Below are 22,018 nucleotides of genomic sequence, written 5' to 3'. Positions count from 1 at the left end.
GTCGCCAGAGTGACCATGCCAAGATGAGGCGAACTCTAATCGGGGGCTGTAGCAGGAGGCGTTTGATCAGATAGCGGATCTCTGCGACGCTGGGCACGAAGGCCATGGTGTTGGTCAGGCGGCGATTGGCGGGTTTGGACTCGTTTCGTTCGGTTTGCCAGCAGCGGTGCGGCGTAGATCGGCGCCGAGTTTGGCGAGGAATGCAGCGGCTGCCATGACGAGCGTCATGTGCCGCTTCCAAGCATGCCAGGATCGCGCTTCGCAATGATCCAGGCCGAGATCGTCCTTCGCACGCTGGAAGCATTCTTCCACGGTCCAACGCAGCCCGGCAGCGCCCGCCAATTCGCTCAATTCGGTACCGGCGGGCGCAAAGACAAAGTAATAGGCGCGCGCATCGGGTTCGCGTCGGCTGCGCCGGATCAGAAGCCAGCGCTCCCATTGTGGATCCGGGCGAGAGCTGAGAGGAATACGGGCCCAATCATAAAGCCGAAGACCCTTGGCACCTTCGCCTGCTGCATGGCTCTGCCAAACCTCCGGTTTCAACTCATCAGCCATCGTTTCGGGATCGGTCTGCTCGATCCCTTGCTCACGCACAAAGCGCAGGCAATGATTGGAGCGCACTGCCAGAACATAAGGCTGGCCACGGCTTTCCAGCATCCGGCGCAGCTTGGAATCCGAACCATAAAGCGCATCCGCCAATACCCAGGCACAAGGCACGCCGGCATCCAGCGCATCGGCAATGAGCTTGGCTGCAATGGCCGGTTTGGTCGCGAAGGCTTGGGACTGGGGGACGTGAGCCGAAGCACGGCGGGCTTCATCCTCGGCCCACTCCTTCGGTAGATAAAGTTGCCGATCGATCAGGGTCTGACCGTAGCGGCTTGCATAGGCAAGGAAAACACCGATCTGACAGTTCTCGATCCGGCCGGCCGTGCCGGAATATTGTCGTGCGACACCGACTGAATGGGCGCCTTTCTTCAGGAAGCCGGTCTCATCGACCACAAGAACGCCGTCCGCGTCACCGAGAGACTCTATTGCATAAGCGCGAACCGTATCGCGCAATGCGTCAGCATCCCAATGGCTGCGCCCCAGCAGCGATTGCATCCGATAAGGGCGCTCCAGTCCTGCCTGTTCCGCCATCAGCCAGCCAGTCTTGCGCTCTACTCCCGACAACAACCCATCCAGAAAGGCACCGCACGATGCGCGCAATTCTCGGCGACCAAAGACCGAGCCCAACCGCACCTTCAAGGCATCGAGCTCACGATGCCACGCCAGAACCGACCCGGACCAACCCGCAACCGACATTGAACTTCCCTCCCGCCAAATGCGGGAAGTGAATCATGATTTCCGGTAAACCGCAACTGTAGTACTAGCTGACATGGAACTGTCGCCGCGCAGCAATCGAAGAAGTTGGCGGGATCGTTATTTCTGCCGATCGTGAACTCGATCCTCTTTGCTTGGTCCGGGTCCGAAAGTGACGAAACCAGGGCTGCGACCAACGGAACTGTTGGCATCAACAGCACTTAACGGAGCGGGCAATCGGTCCGAGCGGCCGCCATCGATCCGTAAGCGACTGCGGCGGCGGCGCCCGAAGAAGACCCTCGACTTTGAAGTCTGAGAGTCGTCGCCGCGGACGCCGAGCCGAAAAGCGCGACATTGGTGATTCCCGATCGGGGCGAAAATCCTCTTCCCGCGGCACAGTCTTTGCTCCCCGCTTTTGGATGGGGACAATTGATCTGCTTTTCGCACGATGTTTAACATGGGTGGCATTGCGGCGTCACCAAGTTGGGAAACGGTCTGTAACAGGCATTGGCGTGATGGATGGACGATGGCAATACCTCGGCATGGTGCACATCTTCTCGTCGTCGACGACGATCCGCGCATTCGAAAGATGTTGACGCGCTATTTCGAAGAAGAGGGTTACGCTGTGTCTTCCGCCTCCGACGGGATCGAGATGCGGGTATATCTGCGTCATCAGAATTTCGATGCCATCCTGCTCGATCTCGTCCTTCCCGGCGATTCGGACGGCTTTGATCTGGCCGGCGAAATTTGCGCCCAGTCCGATGTCCCGATTATTATGCTGACATGCTCGGACGATTACATGACGAAACCCTTCCACCTCCGGGAAGTCCACGCGTTTGAAGTCGATCCTGCGTCAGCGGCAATCGTCGGCACGCAATGCCGAGCCCGTCAGCGACCAAGTCATCGGTTTCGCGGGTTGGAAGCTCAATCTCAATCGCCGCCAGCTACTCGACCCGAGGGTGCGGAGGTAGAACTGACCACCGGCGAATTCGAGACGCTGACGATCTTTGTTCGGCATACGGGCGGGGTTCTCGGCCGCGACCTGCTGGTGGCTTTAACCAGGGGCCGAGACCTAAGCTTTCGATCGGACGATTGATGCCCAAATTGTCCGGCTGCGCGAAAGATCGAGACTGATCCGAAGAGGCCGCAATTCATCAAAGCCGTGCGCGGCGTGGGCTACGTCTTCACTGCTAAGCTGGATTGATCTTTTGGTATCAAAGCCAATGGCGGCTCCGCAACTCCCGTGTATGGGCCTAGTGCGGGCCGCTTTCTCGCTTAGCTGTGATTGCTCGATGGCGATCAAGCCGCGTCGAGCACGGCCGCCCCCGGTAAGCCGACCGGCACTTTCCACTGGCGCGCCTAGAGATCGTCGAGGGCTTTGCGAAGCTTCTGATTTTCTTCTTCGAGCTTCAACAGATCAGTAAAGGCATCGACCTCAAGCGGTGCCGATTCAACCTCGCGTGGCCGCTTGGCTGCGCCTTCGCCGCTGCAGTTTTCTTTCCTGGGCGCGGGTCTACTTCGCGATTGGACTGACAGACGTCACAGCAGCAGCTTTGGGCGCAGCATGGGGCTTGCGGAGCGTGCGAACCTCCTCTTTCGCTGAAGGGAGGCGATCTGCTACGCCCGGCGCGCAAGGACATTGCAGGCTGCCTCCATGGAGGTGAGTTTCTGCAAAATGCAGTCGCGGCCGTCTCAAGTCGCCAACAGCGTTTGTTGCGATGGGGACGGTTTGACTTCAATCGGCACGATCAATTGATTATCGAAAACTGTGACCTCTGAGAGCATCTGAGCTTGCCAACCGCTAGCGAGGAGTGAGTTTATCAGCTTCGGGTGCGTTTGTGCGATGAGCGATGAAATGCCGGCGGCACGGCAGAATTCCAGCACCCCAACCATCAGGACGCGTGACGCGGAAACGCCGTCAATCATCTCCTTCGCATCTGTGACGGCACATCGCGTCCATTCGAAAACATCATGCGAGCGTGGCCAGTTCCGACCTTTCATGATCTGGGGATAAACGTTTGAAAGAAGGTGCGGCTGAATAGTAGGAAGTAATCGAGAATACCCTATTATCGTATCGTTCTTGAGGAGCGCAAAATGTATCGCGCTGTCGTGATCAAATTGATCGATTTCTCGCCCATCACTCTTACGCAGTGCTTCCCAGCCCCGTCGTTCGACGAACTGTTGATGCCGGAATCGCCAGATTTCCTCCATCAAGGCACTGTTCGCATCCGACTGCCCAATGCAAATCTTGATCATCGCTCCACCTCACATCGGAAGTCAGTGTGTATGATCTCTTTCCGCTGAAAAATGAGTAGAACTACTCAGTTTCAGAGTCTGATGAATTTTGCACGACCGACAACGTAGCCTGCATGAGCGTCCACCAGATGAAATCTGGGCTTACGATGCTGTAAGCCGCCAGAGAGTAAATCTACTCATTTACCTCATGCAGCAATGATTATAGCAAATAGCTTGTGGCTACAGAGAATGAGCGCTCGACAGAGTTGAAGTCGAGTGACGCGCTAATGTCAATTTATATGGAGCCGACTTGATCGGCCCAGCGTCAAACGGACAATCCACACAGAAAGGACAATGAAATGACCTTGCACGTCAGTTATGCCAACAAAGAAATAACCGATCAAGCTCGTGCATCGCAGTCCGCAAGTGCAGCGCTCGCCCAGGGCACGCAATACTCTCTGCTACTCAAGAACCAATCGGCCCAGCCATGGACCTTCTACGTATATCAAAAAATGCCGCAGCCGTCCGCCGACGTTTTCTCCTTGGCTTGGTTTTGCTCTCCGTACCAGATCCGCGTCGGGAACCAGATCAAGTTTACCTGGGAAATCGCATATAATTTCGTCTGGAGCGACACTGGGGAACTGATAGCCGGGGTGGATTTTCTCGCTTCCGGCGTTCAGGACTGCAGCCCCGACGGTCAGAACACGACAACGTTTTCCTTGAAGGGTGGCCCCGGCCTCTCCAATTCGGTCAAGGGTCCGCCTTCCGGATCCCTACTCATCAACGACGACTCAACTGTCCCAAACAGTCGGTTCTCAGTCGGCATCGGAATGTCCGGAACGGGAACGTATGTCGTTCAAGCAGGTACCAATCTGCAACACACCTTTACGCCGACTCCGAGCTATTGGATCGCCGCAGGAACGAATGTCAAAGTCGGCACAGTTCTCAGCATCGACACCATTACCCAAACAAAGGAGGCCAAATTTCCCTCCGCTGTGTTCAATCTTGTAGGGGTTCTGGATGAAACCAATACCTGGGATATCAGTCCGGCCTGACGGCCGCTGCGGTTAGGTGTCGCTCCGTAAATTGGACGGAGCCCCAGGGAAGGGAGTGCCAGCTCCTGATGCAATTGGCGTAGGCACTCGCTTCCGAACAAGCATCTTAATCAAAGGACGGAACAATGTTCTCAGGACCCCCTATCGGTACTGTGTGCCCTTTTGCAGGCCAAGTCGATCCGGTGTCGGGTTCGCAGAACACGATCTGGGCAAATGCGGCCTGCGCAAGCTCGGGCGCAACGGCGGGAACAAAGGCCAACGCTCCTCTCAACTACGTCGAGGCTCAGGGCTGGATGCTTTGCGACGGGCGCTATCTTAGTACGCTCGCCTATCCGGAACTCTATTCCGTGATCGGGGGTCTCTATGGAGAACGGAATTCGGGGACGGGTCTGGAGTTTCGTATCCCGGACTATCGCGGGCTGTTCCTACGTGGCTTTGATGCCGGCGCGGGAATAGACCCTGATGCAAAACAGCGACTGGATCCGACCGGCAACAATGTCTCAAACATTGTTGGGTCGCTTCAGTGCGATGCAATGCAGACCCATTCGCATTCCTACGGGGTGACGACGCCGTCGGGAATTTCGCAGCAGGGGAGTGCCGCGGGAACATCCATTTCCAGCAAGTCTACAGGCTCACCGGAATCCCCCGCGCGTACAGCTTCTGAAACGCGCCCCAGGAATGTTGCCGTCAATTACCTCATCAAGTTTCGGTAAATCGCGATAAGACTTCACTAAGTCTTTCCTTTTCACGAAGCGTAAGTGGCAATGGATCGCATTCGACCGATCCGTAAAGAGGAGAAATTGTAATGTTTCCGACAGTAAGAATGCTAGGATTCGCTTGGGTTTTTGGGCTGGCCGTCACCGCAGCGCAGACAGTCGCAGCAGCAGACCATCACAAGGCAAAGATCGGCGTAAATCCCGTGACCACGGGAGTGGTTATACGCGGCGTCACACTCGCCGGCCCGGTCGGTGCTCCGGGCACGCCAACAGGCAAGACATGCGACTTCAGCGGTGAGCCTGTGGATCCGTCTGGGCGCATGGAAGGGGCAAGCGTCAACTGCAGGCCAAACGGCAATCTTGCCAATACACTGCTTGGACTGCCCGCACGGTTCAACGCCTATTGCATGATCCAGGCACCGGTTAAGAGCGCGAGACTCATTCAAGCCTCGCGACCGGATAATGCCAACCACTGCGATCTCTCCGGCATCACTCCGAAGGATGCAACGGGCCAATTTAGAGGTGCCGTCTGGCGATAAGCAATAACTCGCGAACCCCGCGCGGCACGCAACAGCGTCCGGGCACATCCTGTCTCCTAGTAGTGTGGATGTGCCCTGATCCGACAGGCAACTGAACTCCTGTTTGCTCTGGTCCTTAGTAGGCGGATCCACCTCAGAGGAGTCGGCATCTACTCGCCGTTTAATATAGGCCAGCCCGGAACTTGCTCCATCAATTGCGCACAGATTCACTGATAGCGTCAAAACTAAGCGTCACTCCATATAGTGTGAACCGCGCCGGGTTTGCCGAAGGCCGTTTGGTTTAAGTTATGCAGCCATGGCTGGTTCGTCCAGCATGGCATAATACTGCTCTTCGGCTTCGGCTGGCGGGATGTTGCCGATGGGCTCCAGAAGCCGTCGATGGTTGAACCAGTCGACCCATTCCAGGGTGGCGAATTCAACCGCTTCGAAGCTCCGCCATGGTCCGCGCCGATGAATGACCTCGGCCTTGTAGAGACCGTTGATCGTCTCGGCGAGCGCGTTGTCGTAGCTGTCGCCAACGCTTCCGACGGAAGGCTCGATGCCTGCCTCGGCCAGTCGCTCCGAATACTTGATCGACACGTATTGAACGCCCCTGTCCGAGTGGTGAATCAGGCCGCCGCCATGAACGGGACGCCGCTCATGCAGCGCCTGTTCCAAAGCATCGAGGACGAAACCGGCATGCGCCGTCCGGCTCACCCGCCAGCCAACGATGCGGCGGGCGAAGGCGTCGATGACGAAAGCTACGTAGACGAAACCCTGCCAGGTGGCCACATAGGTGAAATCGGAAACCCAGAGCCTGTTCGGCGCAGGAGCCTTGAACTGGCGGTTCACCCGATCGAGCGGGCTGGGAGCCGTCTTGTCCGGGATCGTCGTGCGGATTGTGACCTGCCACTGAACTTTCATCCGGCTGCGATTAGAGGTCCAGCGTTTTCTGATACGCCGAATGGCGCGTTGGTAGCAACCGGCGGAAACGCGTAGCTTTCATCTTGCGCAGCGTTGGAGCCGGTTGCGGCGATGGTCCCGGCATAGACTGCCGGGGTTTGGTATCCGAGCGACGAGTGTGGCCGGAAATTGTTATAATCGTCGGCCCATTCGGCAATGGCACTACGAGCATGATCGAGGCCGAAGAACAGACTTTCGTTGAGCAACTCGTCGCGCATCCGGCCATTGAAGGACTCAACATAGCCGTTCTGCATAGGCTTTCCCGGCGCGATATAGTGCCACTCGACCTTGTGGTCCTTCGCGAGGATCGCATTCGAGGTGAGTTCCGTGCCGTTGTCGGAAACGATCATGCCGGGCTTGCCGCGTCGTTCGATGAGTGCTGTCAGCTCTCGGGCAACGCGACGTCCCGAGATTGATGTATCGGGGATTGCCGCCAGACATTCACGTGTCACGTCATCGACGATATTGAGCACCCGAAATCGTCGTCCGCAGGCGAACTGGTCGTGGACAAAATCCAGAGACCAGCGGGCATTAGCCTTGGCTTCGACCAGGATCGGCGCACGCGTACCCACGGCACGCCGTCTGGCTTTGCGCTTGCGAACGGAAAGGCCTTCCTCCCGATACAGCCGGTAGATGCGGTTGACGCCGGACAGCTCTCCATCACGCCGAAGCAAAATGAACAGTCGTCTGTATCCGAAACGCCGCCGCTCATTGGCCAGATCGCGCAGCTTCGTTCGCAATTCGACCTCCGGCGGTCGGCAGGACCGATAGCGGATCATCTTGCGATCAGCCGACACAATCTGGCAGGCCCGCCGTTCCGAAAGACCCATAATGTCCCTCAGATGCGCAACGGCGTCACGCTTGGCGGCAGGCCCTACCATTTTTTTGCGAGAAGCTCGCGGAGTGCGGCCACATCCAGCATCTGTTCGGCCAGCAGTTTCTTCAGCTTGGCATTCTCCTCTTCGAGCGCCTTCAGTCGCTTCGCCTCGGAGACTTCCATGCCGCCGTATTTGGCTTTCCAGTTATAAAAGGTCGCGTCTGAAATCCCGTGCTTGCGGCACAAGTCGGCCACCTTCGCGCCCGCCTCCTGCTCCTTCAGCACCAAAATAATCTGCTCTTCTGTAAATCTCTGCTTCTTCATGTGTCCGTCCTCAATTGATCTGAACCCTTCAAACTGGACCAGTTTTGGTTAGAGTTTCCGGTGCATTTTCCTGGCTGGGAAAGGAACGGAAGACGATGAAGGCATCGCAGTTTTCGGACGCCCAGAAGGCGTTCATTCTGAAGCAAGGCGACGAAGGTGTGCCCGTTGCAGAGATCTGCCGCAAGGCGGGGATCAGCCAGGCGACCTATTTCAACTGGAAGAAAAAATATGCCGGCATGTTGCCGCCGGAGATGAAGAAGCTGAAGCAGCTCGAGGACGAGAATTCGCGGCTGAAGAAGATTGTCGCGGACCTGACGCTCGATCGTGAGATGCTGCAGGACGTCATTCGCCGAAAGCTCTAAGGCCTGCTCGCAAGCGGGAGATGGTGAAGGGCATGTGCCGGGATTGGGCGATCTCGATCCGGCGTGCCTGTGGGGCGCTGAACTTCGATCGGTCAACCTACCACTACACCTCTCGTCGTGCCGATCAGGCCGGTCTGGAACGTCGTATCCGTGAGATCTGTGAGACCCGTGTCCGCTACGGTTATCGTCGTGTGCAGGTACTGTTGGAACGCGAGGGTTGGGGTACCAACATCAAGCGGACCTACCGCATTTACAGGGACTTGGGCCTGCAATTGCGTAATAAGACACCGAAACGCCGGGTCAAAGCCAAGCTGAGGGAAGGTCGGCAAATGGCAGTCGGTCCGAACGATGTCTGGGCTATGGACTTCGTTCACGACCAACTCGCGACCGGCAAGAAACTGCGGGTGCTCACGGTGGTGGATACCTTCTCACGCTATGTGCCGGTGCTCGATCCGCGTCACAGCTATCGAGGTGAAGATGTCGTGCAAACCTTGGAACGAGTATGCCGGAACGTTGGCTATCCCAAGACGATCCGTGTCGATCAGGGGACCGAGTTCGTGTCTCGCGATCTCGATCTCTGGGCCTATGCTAAGGGCGTCACGTTGGACTTCTCACGCCCTGGAAAACCGACCGACAACGCCTTTATAGAAGCGTTCAACGGCCGCTTCCGCGCCGAATGCCTGAACCAACACTGGTTTCTGACCCTTGCGGATGCCCGCGAAAAGATGGAGGATTGGCGTAGATACTATAACGAAGAACGGCCTCATGGCGCGATCGGCAACAAGGTGCCGATATCGCTGATAAATTCGGGAAGCGCAACCAGCCCGCCTCCCTGAAAGAAGCCGGAAAACTCCAGCCTTCGCTGGTCCAACGTTTGGGGGCGGTTCACAATGGGCCGGACTCTAATCCATTCTGGAGGAAATTACCCGTGGCAGGTCAATTGGCTTGCCCCGGATGATACCCTGAAGTCCCATCGATCGCATGAGCCGGGCGACGGTGCAGCGGGCTATGTCGAAGCCCTCCCGCTTCAATTGCCGCCAGACCTTGCGCACGCCGTAGACACGGAAGTTCGCCTCGAAGACGCGGCGTATCTCGATCTTCAATGCAATGTCGCTGCGGGCGCGGACCGACAACCGGTCCACGTCCAGGCGTTTGGCAACGTTCTCGTAGTAGGTTGATGGGGCAATCGGCAGCAGCTTGCAGATCGGCTCGACCCCGAATACCGAGCGGTGTTCGTCGATGAAGAAGATCATCGCTTCAATGGGCGGTCGAGCTCCGCCATCGCGAAATAAGCGGACGCTTTGCGCAGTATCTCATTGGCCTGTCGAAGCTCGCGGTTCTCCCGCTCCAGAGCCTTCATCTTCTCGGCCACTTCGCTTGGGAGCCCAGGCCGGGAACCATCGTCCACTTCCGCCTTCTTCACCCATTCATTGAGCGTCTGCGCCGTGCAGCCGATCTTGGCGGCGATCGAGGAAACCGTTGCCCATCGCGAGGAATATTCGCCTTCGTGATCCAAAACCATCCGCACAGCACGGGCGCGGACTTCAGGTGAAAATTTGTTCGTTGTCTTGCTCATATCGGCTCCACCTTCTCAGAAGTTGGAGCCTCCGGCAAACCCGGCGCGGTTCAGCGCCTTGGGTATCGCCGCATTTGAGCAGTTGTGCCTCTGGCATTGACTTTAGCGAATTATTCCGAACCGAAAACTTTCGGCGACCATCTGAGGTGTATTTACGACATCGAGCTTTCGTTGAACGTTGAAAACCTCATTTTGAATTGTTCGATGCGATCGCCCCAGGATCTTAGCGATCTCTATCGCCGTCTTACCAGCGGCGCACCAATGTATGATCTCGCGCTCTCTTGCTGTAATCCTAGGAAGTTCTTTAGCCTTTTGTTTCGCGTCTTTCACGATCTGATCACGAAGCAAACTATGCGCGTAAGCTGATAACACATACAGAGCTCTTCTAGCGGTGTTCGATAAGTCGACCTTTTCAGCTCCAAAGCTGACTATCGACTGAAATCCAGCGGCGGTATGCAAAGGAATGGTGTAGCCATCGATCATCTTGAATTCGCTAGCCTCGTTCATGACCCGCCGGCCCTGTCGATCGAGCTTTTGATTTATCAGAACCTCCGACCATATAAATGCGCGATCGCATGTTTTGCTGAGGTGGACCACTGGGTCGATGTGTACGAAGTTGCCTTCCAAATAGCGGTCGAACCACTCCCCTGACCAATCGCTGAAAAACAAATAGGGATCGATACGCTCGTTAGGCGATGGTATCCCGGAGATCGCAAAGCTGGTAAATCCAAAGTATCGTGAAATCTTGCCAAATGATAACAACAGGGCATCCTTGCTTGTCGCGCTAGATGTCTCTGAAAAAAAATCCGACATTACATTTGAGATCGCCGAGATTTCTCCGTTCACTTTGAGCTCCATCGCGTTGTTCCACTAGCTGCGTGGTGACGTGTGTATTCCAGTGAGACTGTAGGTCGTTCAGAATTCGCGAGGCGGTGGACTCGCCGATCGCCTCTTTCCGTAGCCCGATCTCACGTAGCACTCACATGTTCCTCCCCTCCTCGGCCCATCAATTGGAGTTCGGCGATATAAAACAGCTCGGCAACTCGCCGCCGCCGATTGGAAGATTCAAGGCTCGTGCCAATTACGGCTGCTTTAGTCAAATCGAACGCTTTATGGTTACTTTTCGGCCGGTTGGCTCAATAATCAGGGAGCGCGTATCACATACGCCTGCGTCTCAATACAGACAAAGGCGACAGGAGTATCGGACATGTCGATGACGGGCGGACCACGACAAAGCGGAACTGCACAATCGGCGGCGCTACGAAATTTACACAGATCGCGCTCGTGATACTAGACTGCGCACTTCCACTGGTCATCCGCGCGGAGCAAAACCTGACCAAGCAGCGAGATCGCGACCGCGCCGGAAGGTGGTTGCGCATCACCAATCGCTACGGCGAGCTCCGTCCATTACGCGGCGCGCCGTTTCGTCATGCCTTGCTTCAGGCAGGGAGAATTTCCTCTCGCGTCAGAAGAGTGTTAGCTGAGGGGGCGTGTTGGCGACATGCTGCAAGCATTTACTCAGCTCGATCAACGGATCGGCGCCTTCGATGCCGCGACGAAGCCCCCGCACGCGCCGACTCCCCCCTCAGCGGCTTGGTCCAATCCTCCCACGCTTCAATTGCAGAATGATCCAGTCATGACACAAATTAACTCGCCGCCCCGTGCGGTCAGGTCACTGGCGTTACAGCAACCCTGCCTGCTCAGCCTCGCGGCGGAGATTTTGCCGAGGGCGGACGGATCTGTTGAATAACGAGTCCTGCCGCCAAGGATCGCAGATCACCGCAATCCTTGAGGCTACGCCCGCTCGTATAGCCGTAGAGGAAGCCGGCAGCGTAGAAGTTCCCGGCGCCCGTCGTGTCGACCAGTTCTGTGATGTCCGTCGCCTTGATGATCACTGTCTCCTTCCCGTAAACGATCAATGATCCTCTTTCGGCGCGTGTCACAACGCCAATGTTGCAATCCCTGCGAACGGCATCGAGCGCTTCCTCGAGCCGCCGCCGATCCGCGAACTCAGATTCCCCCAAGCAGCTTGCTTCCTTTCGCCCGAAGCGGGCTCGACCATATCTCTATTCGAGGAAGACATCCAACGCCTCCTGTCGGCCGCTCTGGAGATGCCGTCGATATACCCGCTGCAACCTCAGGCCATGGACATATTATTGTCTGTTCGGTCTGCTGAGCGTTTCCGGTTTGCGGCTCGGCGAGGCGCGAAACCTCAAGCTCGCGGACGTTGATTTCGACGCTGCGGTGTTGACGATCCGCGGAACGAAGTTCAGAAAGTCCCGTCTTGTACCGATGCACGCATCGACACCTCAAACAACTCCGCGGGAGAATGCGAGCGTCACCGCGATATTCAATCGCCTGCTGCACCAATCAACGTTGAATACCATCCGCGGCGACAGCTACCTTCTCGAAAAGCGCCGCTCTGGCCTCTGCATCAGGTCGGAGCGGCGCTTGAAACTAACGCGACCGCAAACCAGTGAGGGCGCAGTTCTTCAATTCGTCAAGGTTGCAATCCCTTGAGGGGAGCACCTCTGGAGCCCACGGCGCAGCTCTGACTCATCGAGATCTCGACCAATCAAGACGATCTCGGTGAGGCGGGGATCTTTCCTCCATGGTTTTCCAGCACGCAATTCGCGCATCAGATAAACGCCGTTCAAGACATAACGGTAGGCTGCGCCAGCGAAATTCACCACCCCTTTTATACGCAGCATGTCGGTTCCCTTCACCTGCGCGAGGTGGTTCAGCCAGCTATCGAAGGCTGTCGGATCCAGCGGTTCCGCTTGCCGCAGCGCGACACAAGAAAGGTTTTGGTCATGTTCATGATAATGGTTCTCGAGGATGAACGGCGCTTTCGACAAGACGTTCTTGAGATCGAAAGCGCCAATGTCCAAGACAGCGCCCATAGAGACTTCACAATCCTTCGTCTGAAGGAGCCGAGCCAGCGGATTAAGCTGTCGGACGCGTCTCTCAACCACAGCAAGCTCGTTGCTGGAGACGCGGTCGGTTGTATTGAGTAGGATGACATCGGCAAGGCTAATCTGCAGAGTGGCTTCGTCGTGGCCGAACTGCCGACTGACATGACGAGCATCGACCACAACGACAATCGCATCGAGTTGAACATACTTCGACAAGACCTCGTCCACTACGAAGGACTCGATAACAGGCGCGAGCCAGGTCAAACCCGAGGTTTCGATGACAATGCGATCGAACATGCGATCGGACGCGAGGATATCGTGAAGTGCGCCGATCAGGTCGTCAAGAACCGTGCAGCAGATGCAGCCGTTGTTCAGTTCTACAACTTCCGCCGTTGTTTCGATGACAAGCCTGCCATCGATACCGACGTCACCAAATTCATTGATGACCACGGCAATGCGTTCGTCATGCCGCTCGGCCAGAATTCGGTTGAGCAGCGTTGTCTTGCCAGCCCCAAGAAAGCCGGTCAGAATGGTCGCCTTGAGTCTTTCCATGACAGCCTCCAATACTGCAGCAACATCCGATCTGCCCGATCGGAGGCGCATTGTGGGAGTCCGAGGAATGACCGATATCATTCCTCGCTGTTTGCGTTCTCTGCCCTGTCCTGGATGCCGAGCAGATTCGGACGGCATGACAGGCGGCTAAGTGCCGGGCAACCCGCGCGGCTATTCCGAAGCCAGGGAGGATGTGTCGAACATTCCTCTCAATGAGTTGTTTATGTCTATCAGAAATTTCGACGCTATGGCCTGAAAATCTCTCGCATGGCCGAAGGCTAGTTCGAGTCGTTCCCGGGCGAACTTCGATTGGAGTTCGAAAGTCTGAGAGGGCGTTTTTGCTGCAGCTAACGCCTGAAGGTGACCTAGGTCGGCCTCGATAGTCGCTTGCAGGGCTGCTGTTGATCGCAACGATAGTTCCTTGCCGGCCCGAACTGTGATTTCTGAGATCTGTCTCTGCATTTCTTGACCTGCGCGAGCGCTTGAGGTGAGGGTCTGAATGCCGCCCTCCAGGCTTGCGGTTGCGCTCGTGGCAGCGACGCGAGGGTATCCAGTCGCTTCAGGGGATCGGCTGTCGATTCTTTCAGTGGGGTTGTCTGAGGTCCTGACCATAGACTTATCTCCGATGAATGACCAAAAGGGAGGAAACGGTCGTGACTGTTTCCCGTTTTTTGCCTTTTTGTGATCGGCGCACCGCCGATCGGCTCACCATATACTTCAAGACTTGTGCCAACGCGTGAGACTGAGAGCAGGAATAGGATTTTTGCTTTGATATCAGCCTTTCGCCGCAGACACGTAAGTCAATCCTTGCGGCGGAGAGCCGACAAACACGACGCATGTGTAGCATCTCAGCCAAGGTGTAAGCCTGACGTCTTTGACCTGAGACCCATCGTCCCTCCAGCTTTCGGGAGAGTCTTGGGTTTTCTGAACCGCCCCCAAACGTTGGACCAGCGAAGGCTGGAGTTTTCCGGCTTCTTTCAGGGAGGCGGGCTGGTTGCGCTTCCCGAATTTATCAGCGATATCGGCACCTTGTTGCCGATCGCGCCATGAGGCCGTTCTTCGTTATAGTATCTAAGCCAATCCTCCATCTTTTCGCGGGCATCCGCAAGGGTCAGAAACCAGTGTTGGTTCAGGCATTCGGCGCGGAAGCGGCCGTTGAACGCTTCTATAAAGGCGTTGTCGGTCGGTTTTCCAGGGCGTGAGAAGTCCAACGTGACGCCCTTAGCATAGGCCCAGAGATCGAGATCGCGAGACACGAACTCGGTCCCCTGATCGACACGGATCGTCTTGGGATAGCCAACGTTCCGGCATACTCGTTCCAAGGTTTGCACGACATCTTCACCTCGATAGCTGTGACGCGGATCGAGCACCGGCACATAGCGTGAGAAGGTATCCACCACCGTGAGCACCCGCAGTTTCTTGCCGGTCGCGAGTTGGTCGTGAACGAAGTCCATAGCCCAGACATCGTTCGGACCGACTGCCATTTGCCGACCTTCCCTCAGCTTGGCTTTGACCCGGCGTTTCGGTGTCTTATTACGCAATTGCAGGCCCAAGTCCCTGTAAATGCGGTAGGTCCGCTTGATGTTGGTACCCCAACCCTCGCGTTCCAACAGTACCTGCACACGACGATAACCGTAGCGGACACGGGTCTCACAGATCTCACGGATACGACGTTCCAGACCGGCCTGATCGGCACGACGAGAGGTGTAGTGGTAGGTTGACCGATCGAAGTTCAGCGCCCCACAGGCACGCCGGATCGAGATCGCCCAATCCCGGCACATGCCCTTCACCATCTCCCGCTTGCGAGCAGGCCTTAGAGCTTTCGGCGAATGACGTCCTGCAGCATCTCACGATCGAGCGTCAGGTCCGCGACAATCTTCTTCAGCCGCGAATTCTCGTCCTCGAGCTGCTTCAGCTTCTTCATCTCCGGCGGCAACATGCCGGCATATTTTTTCTTCCAGTTGAAATAGGTCGCCTGGCTGATCCCCGCCTTGCGGCAGATCTCTGCAACGGGCACACCTTCGTCGCCTTGCTTCAGAATGAACGCCTTCTGGGCGTCCGAAAACTGCGATGCCTTCATCGTCTTCCGTTCCTTTCCCAGCCAGGAAAATGCACCGGAAACTCTAACCAAAACTGGTCCAGTTTGAAGGGTTCAGATCACCTATTGGGACAAGCTGGCCCGGCCGCAAGAGCTTCCAAAATACGGACTCGGCTTTCCCGGCGTGTGGTGGTGGAAGAGCGCTGCCAGTTTGCGCTCGGGAGGCCGCGCTCGGCTACGCCGACACGGCCTTTAGGCTGGCAGAACTGGCGCTCAACTCTTGCTGGTGTCTGTCGAGATCCTGGCGTGCTGCCCTATCGACGGGTGTCTTGAACGTCACCATCCACCAGATTTTTCTTGCCGCCGTTATTTAGTGCTTTGACATGAGATGGCCCAAGACTGTCCCGATAACCCTTGAGGCATCGCAACCATCATCTCCTCGCCAGGCGACGATCTGGTCAGGACGAATGAGCACTATTGGCTCACCGTAGAGCTCAAAAAGTTGCTCGTTGTCGATGTCTAAGATCGCCAGGTCCATTCCGGCTTTCCTTGCCGCGGTGATCAATGCATCACCAGTCGACGACAGGCGAAGTCTCAAAAGCGTCCATTCAAATCCAAAACGGTCGAAGAGCGAGGTGTGGGTATCGAGCCAGATGTGCGGCGCTCTTCCACCAGGCGCGGCATTGGGCACATAGACATCCGGAAGATCCGGTCCGGGGTCATTCTGCTCAGAGAGGATTGTCGGCGAATTGTCATAGCGCGAACCGAAGGTCACGCCGGGTATGTTGAATTCGGATCTCCCATGCGCCTCGAGATAAGCGCCAGCTTCGCGACGCAAGTTCGCCCCAAGATCTGAATCCGCCTCAAGATCAGGCTTCGGCAAATAGTTTCCGATAGACTCAGCGAACGCCTTCGCGAAGCCTGTATTCCTAATCGCAACTGGACGCCGCTCCAGTTCATAGGTATCGAGTAGAGATGGTGGTGCAACTCCTTTGACCACAGATGCAAGTTTCCAACCAAGATTGACCGCGTCGTCAACGGCAGTATTGTATCCGAGCCCGCCCGCAGGCGTGAACAGATGCACCGCGTCACCGCCGAGAAAAATTCGTCCGGCCTGGAACTTCTCAGCTACAAGGGCGAAACCCGCCGTCCAACTGCCGCGAGAAAGAATTTCGGCCTCCACGGGATAACCGACAACTGATCGAAAAATTTCCAATGCCAGTGCGTCGGAAATATCCTCTTCGCTTTCTGCGTCCTTCAACTGCGTGTGGAAAGCGAATTCCCCCTTGCCATCTACCGCGGCCATGAAGGCTCGACGTTCGCTATTGAACGCCACGTTCATCCATGCCGGCGCAAACGGGACGACCTCGTAGAACTGCGGGCACCGGAGATAGAGCGCAAACATTTTTCCGCCAAAGAAATCTCTGACGGCACCGCCATCGCCTTGATACCGGATACCAAGCGTGCGTCGTATGAAGCTCTTCGCTCCATCTCCTCCAATAAGATACTTTGCGGTTGCGAAGCGGGTGTTCTCTGTTCCGACTTCAGTCGCAGACACGGTAACAGCGTCGCCGACGTCTTTGAACTGGGTGACTCGCCAGCCGTAGTTGACGGAGATAGTCGGCAGAGATTCTGCATGCTCACGCAGAACACGCTCTACGAATTTCTGAGAGACGCGGTGAGGTAGTTCTGCAGCGTTCCACGGCCCGGTCATCGTTTTGATCTTCTCGCGCGCTTCCTTGGCCGAGGGCAGTCGAAAGCGAGCTAGCTCGTGGTGAGCGTACCGAGTGAAGTAGGCTATGTCTGTTGGAAAATCCTCGGGCATGCCAAGCGCTCGAATCTCATCGGCAATACCGAGCCGCCGAAAATGCTCCATGGTTCTCGCTTGAGTGGCGTTAGCTTGCGGGTTGAAGGCTGTCGAGGCCTTTTCGTCAAAGAGGACCGCAGAAACGCCTCTGCGTCCAAGTTCAAGCGCCAGTACCAGTCCGAACGGACCGCCGCCGGCGATCACGACATCGAAAACTTCGTGAGCCACAGAAAAACCTCCCAGATCCTTTGGGAGGGAAATTAGTAAGGAAACCAGACCAATGTCAACCGAATTGATCGCTGTCTTTTCGAGTTTGTCCCTCTACATACTTTCCTAGAGCCTCCACGATCAGGTCGACCAGTGCCGGGCCCAAATGGTCACGCATTTCGCGTTCTGCCACTTCAAGACTTTGATGAAACGCCTCTAGCCAGACGAGACCCTTGTCTGTGAAGCAGACGAGCTTGGCTCGGCCGTCGGCAGGATCGCGGCGCTTTTCGATGAGCCCCGTCCGCTCTACCTGATCCACCAGCTCGCTCATCGACTGCTTTGTCAGAGAGGCGCGGCGGGCGAGCTCCGTCAGTCTGGTCCCGTCCTCGTCCAGGTTTCGGGTCAGGTTGATATGGGCTGCAGTGAGTTCATCGTGTCCCTTCGCTTTGAGATTATCGATAATTCTGTTCTCGAAGATCCGCACCGCTTCGTTCATCCGGCGGCCGATGTTGTTCCTGCGCCATACGTTTCGGAAAATCATTTTGTACCACCCCTGAGTGCTGTCATTTACACGAGTAAGCCTGCCGCAACTATTTTTCCAGCCCGTTCCTTAAACTGATTGACATAAGCCAGCTCGAATCGATATGGTCAGGTTACCGTACTAAATGGGTGCCTTGGAGGAAGGTGTGCGGAGGGTGAGCCGTGGCTTCGATAGGTGTGAAGCTGGTAATGCTTCGGCATCCCAGGTGCATGTTACTTCGGGCAAGCTGGCTTTACAGGCACGTCATCAAGACACAATGAAATTGCTCGGCAGAGCGAATTACCGGGAGGATGCTCGAAAAATGGTGAAGGCGAACGGCGGACGATCACTACAGGCTCTGGTCGATGAGAAATCCAATCTCGTTGAATATTTTCATAATGATACTCTTGCCCCTCATTACCGTGCTCGAACGGGTCTTACCGCGGCATTCATCCCGCCTGAGTTTACCAATTGGCGGGATGAGCAGCGCGCATGGCGTGAATCTGCCATTCTGTTCGATCAGTCGCACCATATGCCCGAACTGATGCTTCGTGGGCCTGATGCATTTCGGCTGCTCGAGAAGCTCGGCATCAACAGCTTGGCGAATTTCACCATTGACCGGGCCAAACAATTTGTCGCCTGCACGCCTCGTGGCCATGTGATCGGTGATTGCGTCGTCTACAGACTTGCCGAAGATCTATTCGAACTCATCAGCGGCATGCCCGTCCTAAACTGGGTACAGTACAACGCAGAAGCCGGAGGCTACGACGTTACAATCGAGCGCGACGACCCCACCCCTTATAATCCGACCGGCAGACGCTGGTTCTATCGTTTCCAGTTGGAAGGGCCCAATGCAGGTCTGATATTCAACGAGGTGGTCGAAGGGGGTGCCCCGGAAATTGCTTTCTTCCGGACAGCGAAGGTCAAGATCGACGGATGCAATGTACTCGTCCTGCGTCACGGCATGGCAGGTCACCTCGGCGCCGAGCTGTCCGGTCCGTACGAAGATATGGAAAAGGTACGGGCCGCTTTCCTACGGGCCGGGAAGAAGCACGGTCTTAAGCAGGGTGGCACGAAGACCTATTTCAGCACCATCTTCGAATTTGGCTGGATGCCTTACCCCCTGCCGGGGATATATACTGGTGAGGAATTGCGCGGATTCCGCGAATGGTTGTCTGGAAATGGTTGGGAGGCGAACGCCCAACTCGGTGGGAGTTTCGTCTCGGACAATATCGAGGATTACTATGTTACTCCATGGGATTTGGGCTACGGACATATTCTGAAGTTCGACCACGATTTCGTGGGTCGTGAAGCTTTGGAAGCAACCGCTGCCGAGAAGCGTCGCCAGAAGGTCACGCTGGTATGGAACCGAGACGACGTTGCAGCAATCTTTGCGTCCGCGCTTGGGGACGGGCCGCGATATAAAGCCATCGATTTGCCCGTCGCCTACTATGGCTGGCCTCAGTTCGATGAAGTTTGCTCCCTGGATGGCGCGCTCGTCGGTCACTCCTGCCATTGTGGATACAGCAACAACGAAGGCGAGATGCTGTCTCTTGCCATGCTCAGCACTCCGAGTGCTGCCCCTGGAACTGAAGTTACGATTACGTGGGGTGAGCCAGGGGGCGGATCGCGCAAGCCGCATGTCGAGCGGCACCAGCAGTTCAAGGTCAGGGCGGTCGTGGCACCCGTTCCTTATGCAAGTTCGGTGCAGAAAATGAAACGGGCAGCAATTAGCTGATAATTTGCTCGATGTTCGCTCGGCGCGCGTTCGAGCGAACATCGGATCTGCTTCAGCAGGTCCGCGCGAAGACTCTGCTACTGCCGAAACACATGACTCCTCAATGCAATGGCGCTTCTGCTGTGCGTTCACAGGCGGAATAGGGTTCATTTGGCTATGTCACACGCAATAGATCTTGGTCACCAGAATGATGTGCTGCCTGGCATTTCGCTGGAGGTCACGGCCAAGGATATCCATGATTTGACGGTTTTATCCAATGCAGTCCCAAAGGGTACAATCGTTTCTGTGCCCTTCCTCTCGAAGGAGAGCGACCACGACCGGGTTGCTGCGGCCAGAATAGTTCGCCAGGCGGGCTACGAGCCCGTGCCCCACATAGCCGCGAGACGACTAAGTTCGGAGAACGCACTATCACGAATGTTGTCCGCTCTTGTGAGCGAAGCGCAGGTCAGCCGACTGCTCATTATCGCGGGCGATGCCGATCCTCCCAATGGCCCGTTCCGGGATACCGCTACAATCTTGCGTAGCGGTATCCTTCAACATCATGGCATCAGGCATGTCTCCATAGCCGGGCATCCGGAAGGACATCCGGTCCAAAGCGCTGCCGCACTCCGCGAGGCGCTGCTGGAAAAGCGACAAATCCTGGAAGCGGCGAAAATCGAGTGGTCGATATTCACTCAGTTTTCCTTTGCTTCTGAACCCATGCTTACGTGGATCGATGGGCTCCGCCAATTGGGTATCGACAATCCGATCCATGTTGGCATTCCGGGACCGGCAAATGTGAAAACCTTGTTGAAATTTGCGGCGCTCTGCGGCGTCTCCGCTTCAACGGCTGTGCTCAAAAAATACGGGCTGTCGATTGCTCAATTGCTGTCGAATGCGGGTCCCGATGCCCTGGTGCGCGAATATAACGGCGCATTGAGAGGCGGTGCCTACGGGGATGTGGGCATGCATTTCTATCCATTTGGGGGAGTGAGCAAGACCATCACGTGGATGAGGAACTTCCGAGGGTGATCACCCCTTATTTAGTCAGGAATGTGTACCAGTCTGCGTGATAAAAAGCCCGGAAAACCTGGCAAGGTGATTGCCCTTTGCGTCCATGCTTGACCAAGTAGTACGGAAACCGTACGAATTAAATAGGAGGAAATGACGCTGCAGCGTCAAGCGTCCGGACGCTTTTCCGGTTGGGAGGAACCACATGAAAGTTTCGAAATTCACGCTCTGTCTCGTAGCGACTGCAGCGTTTTCCATAACTGGTGCGGCCGTTCGCGCTGAAACCATAAAGGTAGGGGTTATTGCCACTTTTTCAGGGCCGAATGCAATTTGGGGCAAGCAGTTTCGCGAAGCCATTGACGTATACGTGGCCCAGCACGGGGACCAGGTTGCTGGCCACAAAGTTCAATTCATCTACAAGGACGTAGGAGGCCCCAATGCAGACGCCAGCAAGGCGGCCGCTCAGGAACTTCTGGTTCGTGAAGGGGTAAAGTATCTTGCGGGCTTCGACTTTACCCCCAATGCTGTCGCGGTCGCTCCCCTTACCAAGCAGGCCAAAGTGCCTGCGGTGATTTTCAATGCGGCGACATCATCAATCAACAAACAGTCGGAATTTTTTCTCCGCACCAGTTTCACGCTGACGCAGATCGCTCAGCCGGCAGCAGAGTGGGCGGCGAAAAACGGCGCGAAAAAGGTGGTGTCTGCCGTTTCCGACTACAATCCCGGCATTGATGCGGAAACCGCCTTTTCCGCCTCGTTCGAGAGAGGTGGCGGGGTCGTTGTTGAAAAGATCCGCATGCCGCTCCAGACAAATGACTTTGCACCGTTCATGCAGCGCATCAAAAGCTCCGGCGCCGATACCGTGTTTACGTTCCTGCCGGTGGGGCCGGCAACGTTCGCTTTTACCAAAGCTTACAATGAAAATGGCTTGAAAGCAGCCGGCATTTCTTTTCTTGGCGGTGGCGAGACCGACGAGACCACGCTGGATGCGCTTGGAGATCAGTCCATTGGGCTCGTGACCGCATACCATTATTCGGATGTCCACGATTCCGCGCTTAACAAAAGCTTTGTCAAAAAGCTGGAGGAGCTGCATCCAGGTTCTCGCGCCAACATGGCGTCCATCGGTGCCTATGACGGAGTGGAATTGATCTATCGTATGATCAAGGCTGCAGGGTCTGACGGAGCAAAGGCGATAGAGGCGGCAAAGGGCATGGAGTGGGAGAGCCCGCGGGGACCCGTCAAGATGGATCCCGTCTCCCGAACAGTGGTGCAGAACGTCTATCTTCGACGCGTCGAAAAAGGCGTGGACGGCAAACTGGTCAATCGCGAGTTTGCGACGGTTCCGAATGTACCTGACCTTGGATTCAATCCCTGACCCACGGTGTG

General features: G+C 56.1%; 17 protein-coding genes, 4 pseudogenes and 1 other annotated feature. Of the genes and pseudogenes, 9 read left to right on the top strand and 12 right to left on the bottom strand.

From position 1 onward, the window contains the following. Positions 1-114: 114 nt before the first annotated feature. Positions 115-1,302, bottom strand: coding sequence for an IS701 family transposase (locus NL154_RS29120; RefSeq protein WP_216755744.1), 1,188 nt, complete (start codon positions 1,300-1,302; stop codon positions 115-117). Positions 1,303-1,825: 523 nt separating this feature from the next. On the opposite strand from NL154_RS29120, the pseudogene NL154_RS29115 reads away from it, so the two are divergent. Then, a pseudogene (locus NL154_RS29115) lies at positions 1,826-2,503 on the top strand (response regulator). A gap of 488 nt (positions 2,504-2,991) precedes the next feature. Here NL154_RS29115 and NL154_RS29110 read toward each other — a convergent pair. Further along, complete coding sequence (locus tag NL154_RS29110; protein WP_416068691.1) at positions 2,992-3,555, bottom strand: acyl-homoserine-lactone synthase; 564 nt, start codon at positions 3,553-3,555, stop codon at positions 2,992-2,994. A gap of 338 nt (positions 3,556-3,893) precedes the next feature. On the opposite strand from NL154_RS29110, the gene NL154_RS29105 reads away from it, so the two are divergent. From NL154_RS29105 to NL154_RS29095, 3 genes are all read left to right on the top strand, one after another. Further along, positions 3,894-4,589, top strand: a complete 696-nt coding sequence (locus tag NL154_RS29105) for a protein rhiA (RefSeq protein ID WP_416068690.1) — start codon at positions 3,894-3,896, stop codon at positions 4,587-4,589. A 125-nt stretch (positions 4,590-4,714) separates the two neighbouring features. After that, complete coding sequence (locus tag NL154_RS29100) at positions 4,715-5,302, top strand: phage tail protein (RefSeq protein ID WP_430961190.1); 588 nt, start codon at positions 4,715-4,717, stop codon at positions 5,300-5,302. Positions 5,303-5,394: 92 nt separating this feature from the next. Then, positions 5,395-5,844: a protein rhiC gene (locus NL154_RS29095; protein ID WP_430961189.1), complete on the top strand. Its 450-nt coding sequence runs from the start codon at positions 5,395-5,397 to the stop codon at positions 5,842-5,844. A 285-nt stretch (positions 5,845-6,129) separates the two neighbouring features. On the opposite strand, the pseudogene NL154_RS29090 reads toward NL154_RS29095, so the two are convergent. Both NL154_RS29090 and NL154_RS29085 read right to left on the bottom strand, forming a co-directional pair. Next, a pseudogene (locus NL154_RS29090) lies at positions 6,130-6,726 on the bottom strand (IS3 family transposase); the annotation flags it as partial. A 17-nt stretch (positions 6,727-6,743) separates the two neighbouring features. Continuing rightward, a protein-coding gene (locus tag NL154_RS29085) for an IS3 family transposase (RefSeq protein WP_434734537.1) occupies positions 6,744-7,927 on the bottom strand; the annotation gives its coding sequence in 2 pieces (ribosomal slippage) (positions 6,744-7,675 and positions 7,675-7,927; 1,185 coding nt in all). Positions 7,928-8,022: 95 nt separating this feature from the next. On the opposite strand from NL154_RS29085, the gene NL154_RS29080 reads away from it, so the two are divergent. Next, positions 8,023-9,125, top strand: a protein-coding gene (locus NL154_RS29080; RefSeq protein WP_430961217.1) for an IS3 family transposase whose coding sequence is annotated in 2 segments (ribosomal slippage) — positions 8,023-8,284 and positions 8,284-9,125 — 1,104 coding nt in all. Because the reading frame shifts where the segments join, the coding sequence is not laid out codon by codon here. 102 nt (positions 9,126-9,227) lie between these two features. On the opposite strand, the pseudogene NL154_RS29075 reads toward NL154_RS29080, so the two are convergent. From NL154_RS29075 to NL154_RS29065, 3 genes and pseudogenes are all read right to left on the bottom strand, one after another. Continuing rightward, positions 9,228-9,865 (bottom strand): annotated as a pseudogene (locus NL154_RS29075) (IS3 family transposase); the annotation flags it as partial. Further along, positions 9,468-9,584, bottom strand: a sequence feature (AL1L pseudoknot). (Overlaps the previous pseudogene by 117 nt.) A gap of 102 nt (positions 9,866-9,967) precedes the next feature. Further along, on the bottom strand, positions 9,968-10,711 hold the full coding sequence (locus NL154_RS29070) for a helix-turn-helix transcriptional regulator (RefSeq protein WP_416068773.1): 744 nt from the start codon (positions 10,709-10,711) through the stop codon (positions 9,968-9,970). A gap of 835 nt (positions 10,712-11,546) precedes the next feature. Beyond that, positions 11,547-11,853, bottom strand: a pseudogene (locus NL154_RS29065) (PfkB family carbohydrate kinase); the annotation flags it as partial. On the opposite strand from NL154_RS29065, the gene NL154_RS29060 reads away from it, so the two are divergent. Beyond that, positions 11,816-12,385: a tyrosine-type recombinase/integrase gene (locus NL154_RS29060; RefSeq protein ID WP_430961191.1), complete on the top strand. Its 570-nt coding sequence runs from the start codon at positions 11,816-11,818 to the stop codon at positions 12,383-12,385. The pseudogene NL154_RS29065 and the gene NL154_RS29060 overlap by 38 nt on opposite strands. Here NL154_RS29060 and NL154_RS29055 read toward each other — a convergent pair. The 5 genes from NL154_RS29055 to NL154_RS29035 all read right to left on the bottom strand — a co-directional run bounded on the left by NL154_RS29055 (position 12,358) and on the right by NL154_RS29035 (position 17,880). Beyond that, entirely contained in the window at positions 12,358-13,332 is a 975-nt protein-coding gene (locus NL154_RS29055; protein ID WP_430961192.1) for a CobW family GTP-binding protein, read from the bottom strand. The two genes, NL154_RS29060 and NL154_RS29055, sit on opposite strands and share 28 nt — an antisense overlap. Positions 13,333-13,503: 171 nt before the next feature. Then, on the bottom strand, positions 13,504-13,794 hold the full coding sequence (locus NL154_RS29050; RefSeq protein ID WP_434734542.1) for a phasin family protein: 291 nt from the start codon (positions 13,792-13,794) through the stop codon (positions 13,504-13,506). Between the two features lie 515 nt (positions 13,795-14,309). Next, a protein-coding gene (locus NL154_RS29045; protein ID WP_434734541.1) for an IS3 family transposase occupies positions 14,310-15,412 on the bottom strand; the annotation gives its coding sequence in 2 pieces (ribosomal slippage) (positions 14,310-15,151 and positions 15,151-15,412; 1,104 coding nt in all). Positions 15,413-15,740: 328 nt separating this feature from the next. Further along, positions 15,741-17,405 (bottom strand): FAD-dependent oxidoreductase, encoded by a 1,665-nt coding sequence (locus tag NL154_RS29040; protein ID WP_430962012.1) that lies wholly within the window; start codon positions 17,403-17,405, stop codon positions 15,741-15,743. A gap of 55 nt (positions 17,406-17,460) precedes the next feature. Beyond that, positions 17,461-17,880 (bottom strand): MarR family winged helix-turn-helix transcriptional regulator, encoded by a 420-nt coding sequence (locus tag NL154_RS29035; protein WP_430961114.1) that lies wholly within the window; start codon positions 17,878-17,880, stop codon positions 17,461-17,463. A gap of 346 nt (positions 17,881-18,226) precedes the next feature. Here NL154_RS29035 and NL154_RS29030 point away from each other — a divergent pair, with 346 nt between their 5' ends. The 3 genes from NL154_RS29030 to NL154_RS29020 all read left to right on the top strand — a co-directional run bounded on the left by NL154_RS29030 (position 18,227) and on the right by NL154_RS29020 (position 22,007). Further along, positions 18,227-19,642 (top strand): aminomethyl transferase family protein, encoded by a 1,416-nt coding sequence (locus NL154_RS29030; RefSeq protein ID WP_430962013.1) that lies wholly within the window; start codon positions 18,227-18,229, stop codon positions 19,640-19,642. 156 nt (positions 19,643-19,798) lie between these two features. Then, positions 19,799-20,653: a methylenetetrahydrofolate reductase gene (locus NL154_RS29025; RefSeq protein WP_430962014.1), complete on the top strand. Its 855-nt coding sequence runs from the start codon at positions 19,799-19,801 to the stop codon at positions 20,651-20,653. Positions 20,654-20,837: 184 nt separating this feature from the next. Continuing rightward, positions 20,838-22,007 (top strand): ABC transporter substrate-binding protein, encoded by a 1,170-nt coding sequence (locus tag NL154_RS29020; protein ID WP_430961103.1) that lies wholly within the window; start codon positions 20,838-20,840, stop codon positions 22,005-22,007. The last annotated feature ends 11 nt before the right edge of the window (positions 22,008-22,018 follow it).

The sequence above is a fragment of the Rhizobium sp. YTUHZ044 genome, from assembly GCF_051123975.1.
In the GTDB taxonomy this organism is placed as follows: domain Bacteria; phylum Pseudomonadota; class Alphaproteobacteria; order Rhizobiales; family Rhizobiaceae; genus Rhizobium.
The sequence above is the reverse complement of the archived record's forward strand: the minus strand, read 5'-3'. Positions and strand labels throughout refer to the sequence as shown.

Bases quoted from the DNA above. Each gene is read 5' to 3' on its own strand.
- NL154_RS29095 (WP_430961189.1), top strand. From the start codon at position 5,395: ATGTTTCCGACAGTAAGAATGCTAGGATTCGCTTGGGTTTTTGGGCTG.
- NL154_RS29035 (WP_430961114.1), bottom strand. From the start codon at position 17,880: ATGAACGAAGCGGTGCGGATCTTCGAGAACAGAATTATCGATAATCTC.
- NL154_RS29020 (WP_430961103.1), top strand. From the start codon at position 20,838: ATGAAAGTTTCGAAATTCACGCTCTGTCTCGTAGCGACTGCAGCGTTT.
- NL154_RS29060 (WP_430961191.1), top strand. From the start codon at position 11,816: ATGTTGCAATCCCTGCGAACGGCATCGAGCGCTTCCTCGAGCCGCCGC.
- NL154_RS29025 (WP_430962014.1), top strand. From the start codon at position 19,799: ATGTCACACGCAATAGATCTTGGTCACCAGAATGATGTGCTGCCTGGC.
- NL154_RS29110 (WP_416068691.1), bottom strand. From the start codon at position 3,555: ATGATCAAGATTTGCATTGGGCAGTCGGATGCGAACAGTGCCTTGATG.
- NL154_RS29100 (WP_430961190.1), top strand. From the start codon at position 4,715: ATGTTCTCAGGACCCCCTATCGGTACTGTGTGCCCTTTTGCAGGCCAA.
- NL154_RS29030 (WP_430962013.1), top strand. From the start codon at position 18,227: ATGGTGAAGGCGAACGGCGGACGATCACTACAGGCTCTGGTCGATGAG.
- NL154_RS29055 (WP_430961192.1), bottom strand. From the start codon at position 13,332: ATGGAAAGACTCAAGGCGACCATTCTGACCGGCTTTCTTGGGGCTGGC.
- NL154_RS29105 (WP_416068690.1), top strand. From the start codon at position 3,894: ATGACCTTGCACGTCAGTTATGCCAACAAAGAAATAACCGATCAAGCT.
- NL154_RS29050 (WP_434734542.1), bottom strand. From the start codon at position 13,794: ATGCAGAGACAGATCTCAGAAATCACAGTTCGGGCCGGCAAGGAACTA.
- NL154_RS29120 (WP_216755744.1), bottom strand. From the start codon at position 1,302: ATGTCGGTTGCGGGTTGGTCCGGGTCGGTTCTGGCGTGGCATCGTGAG.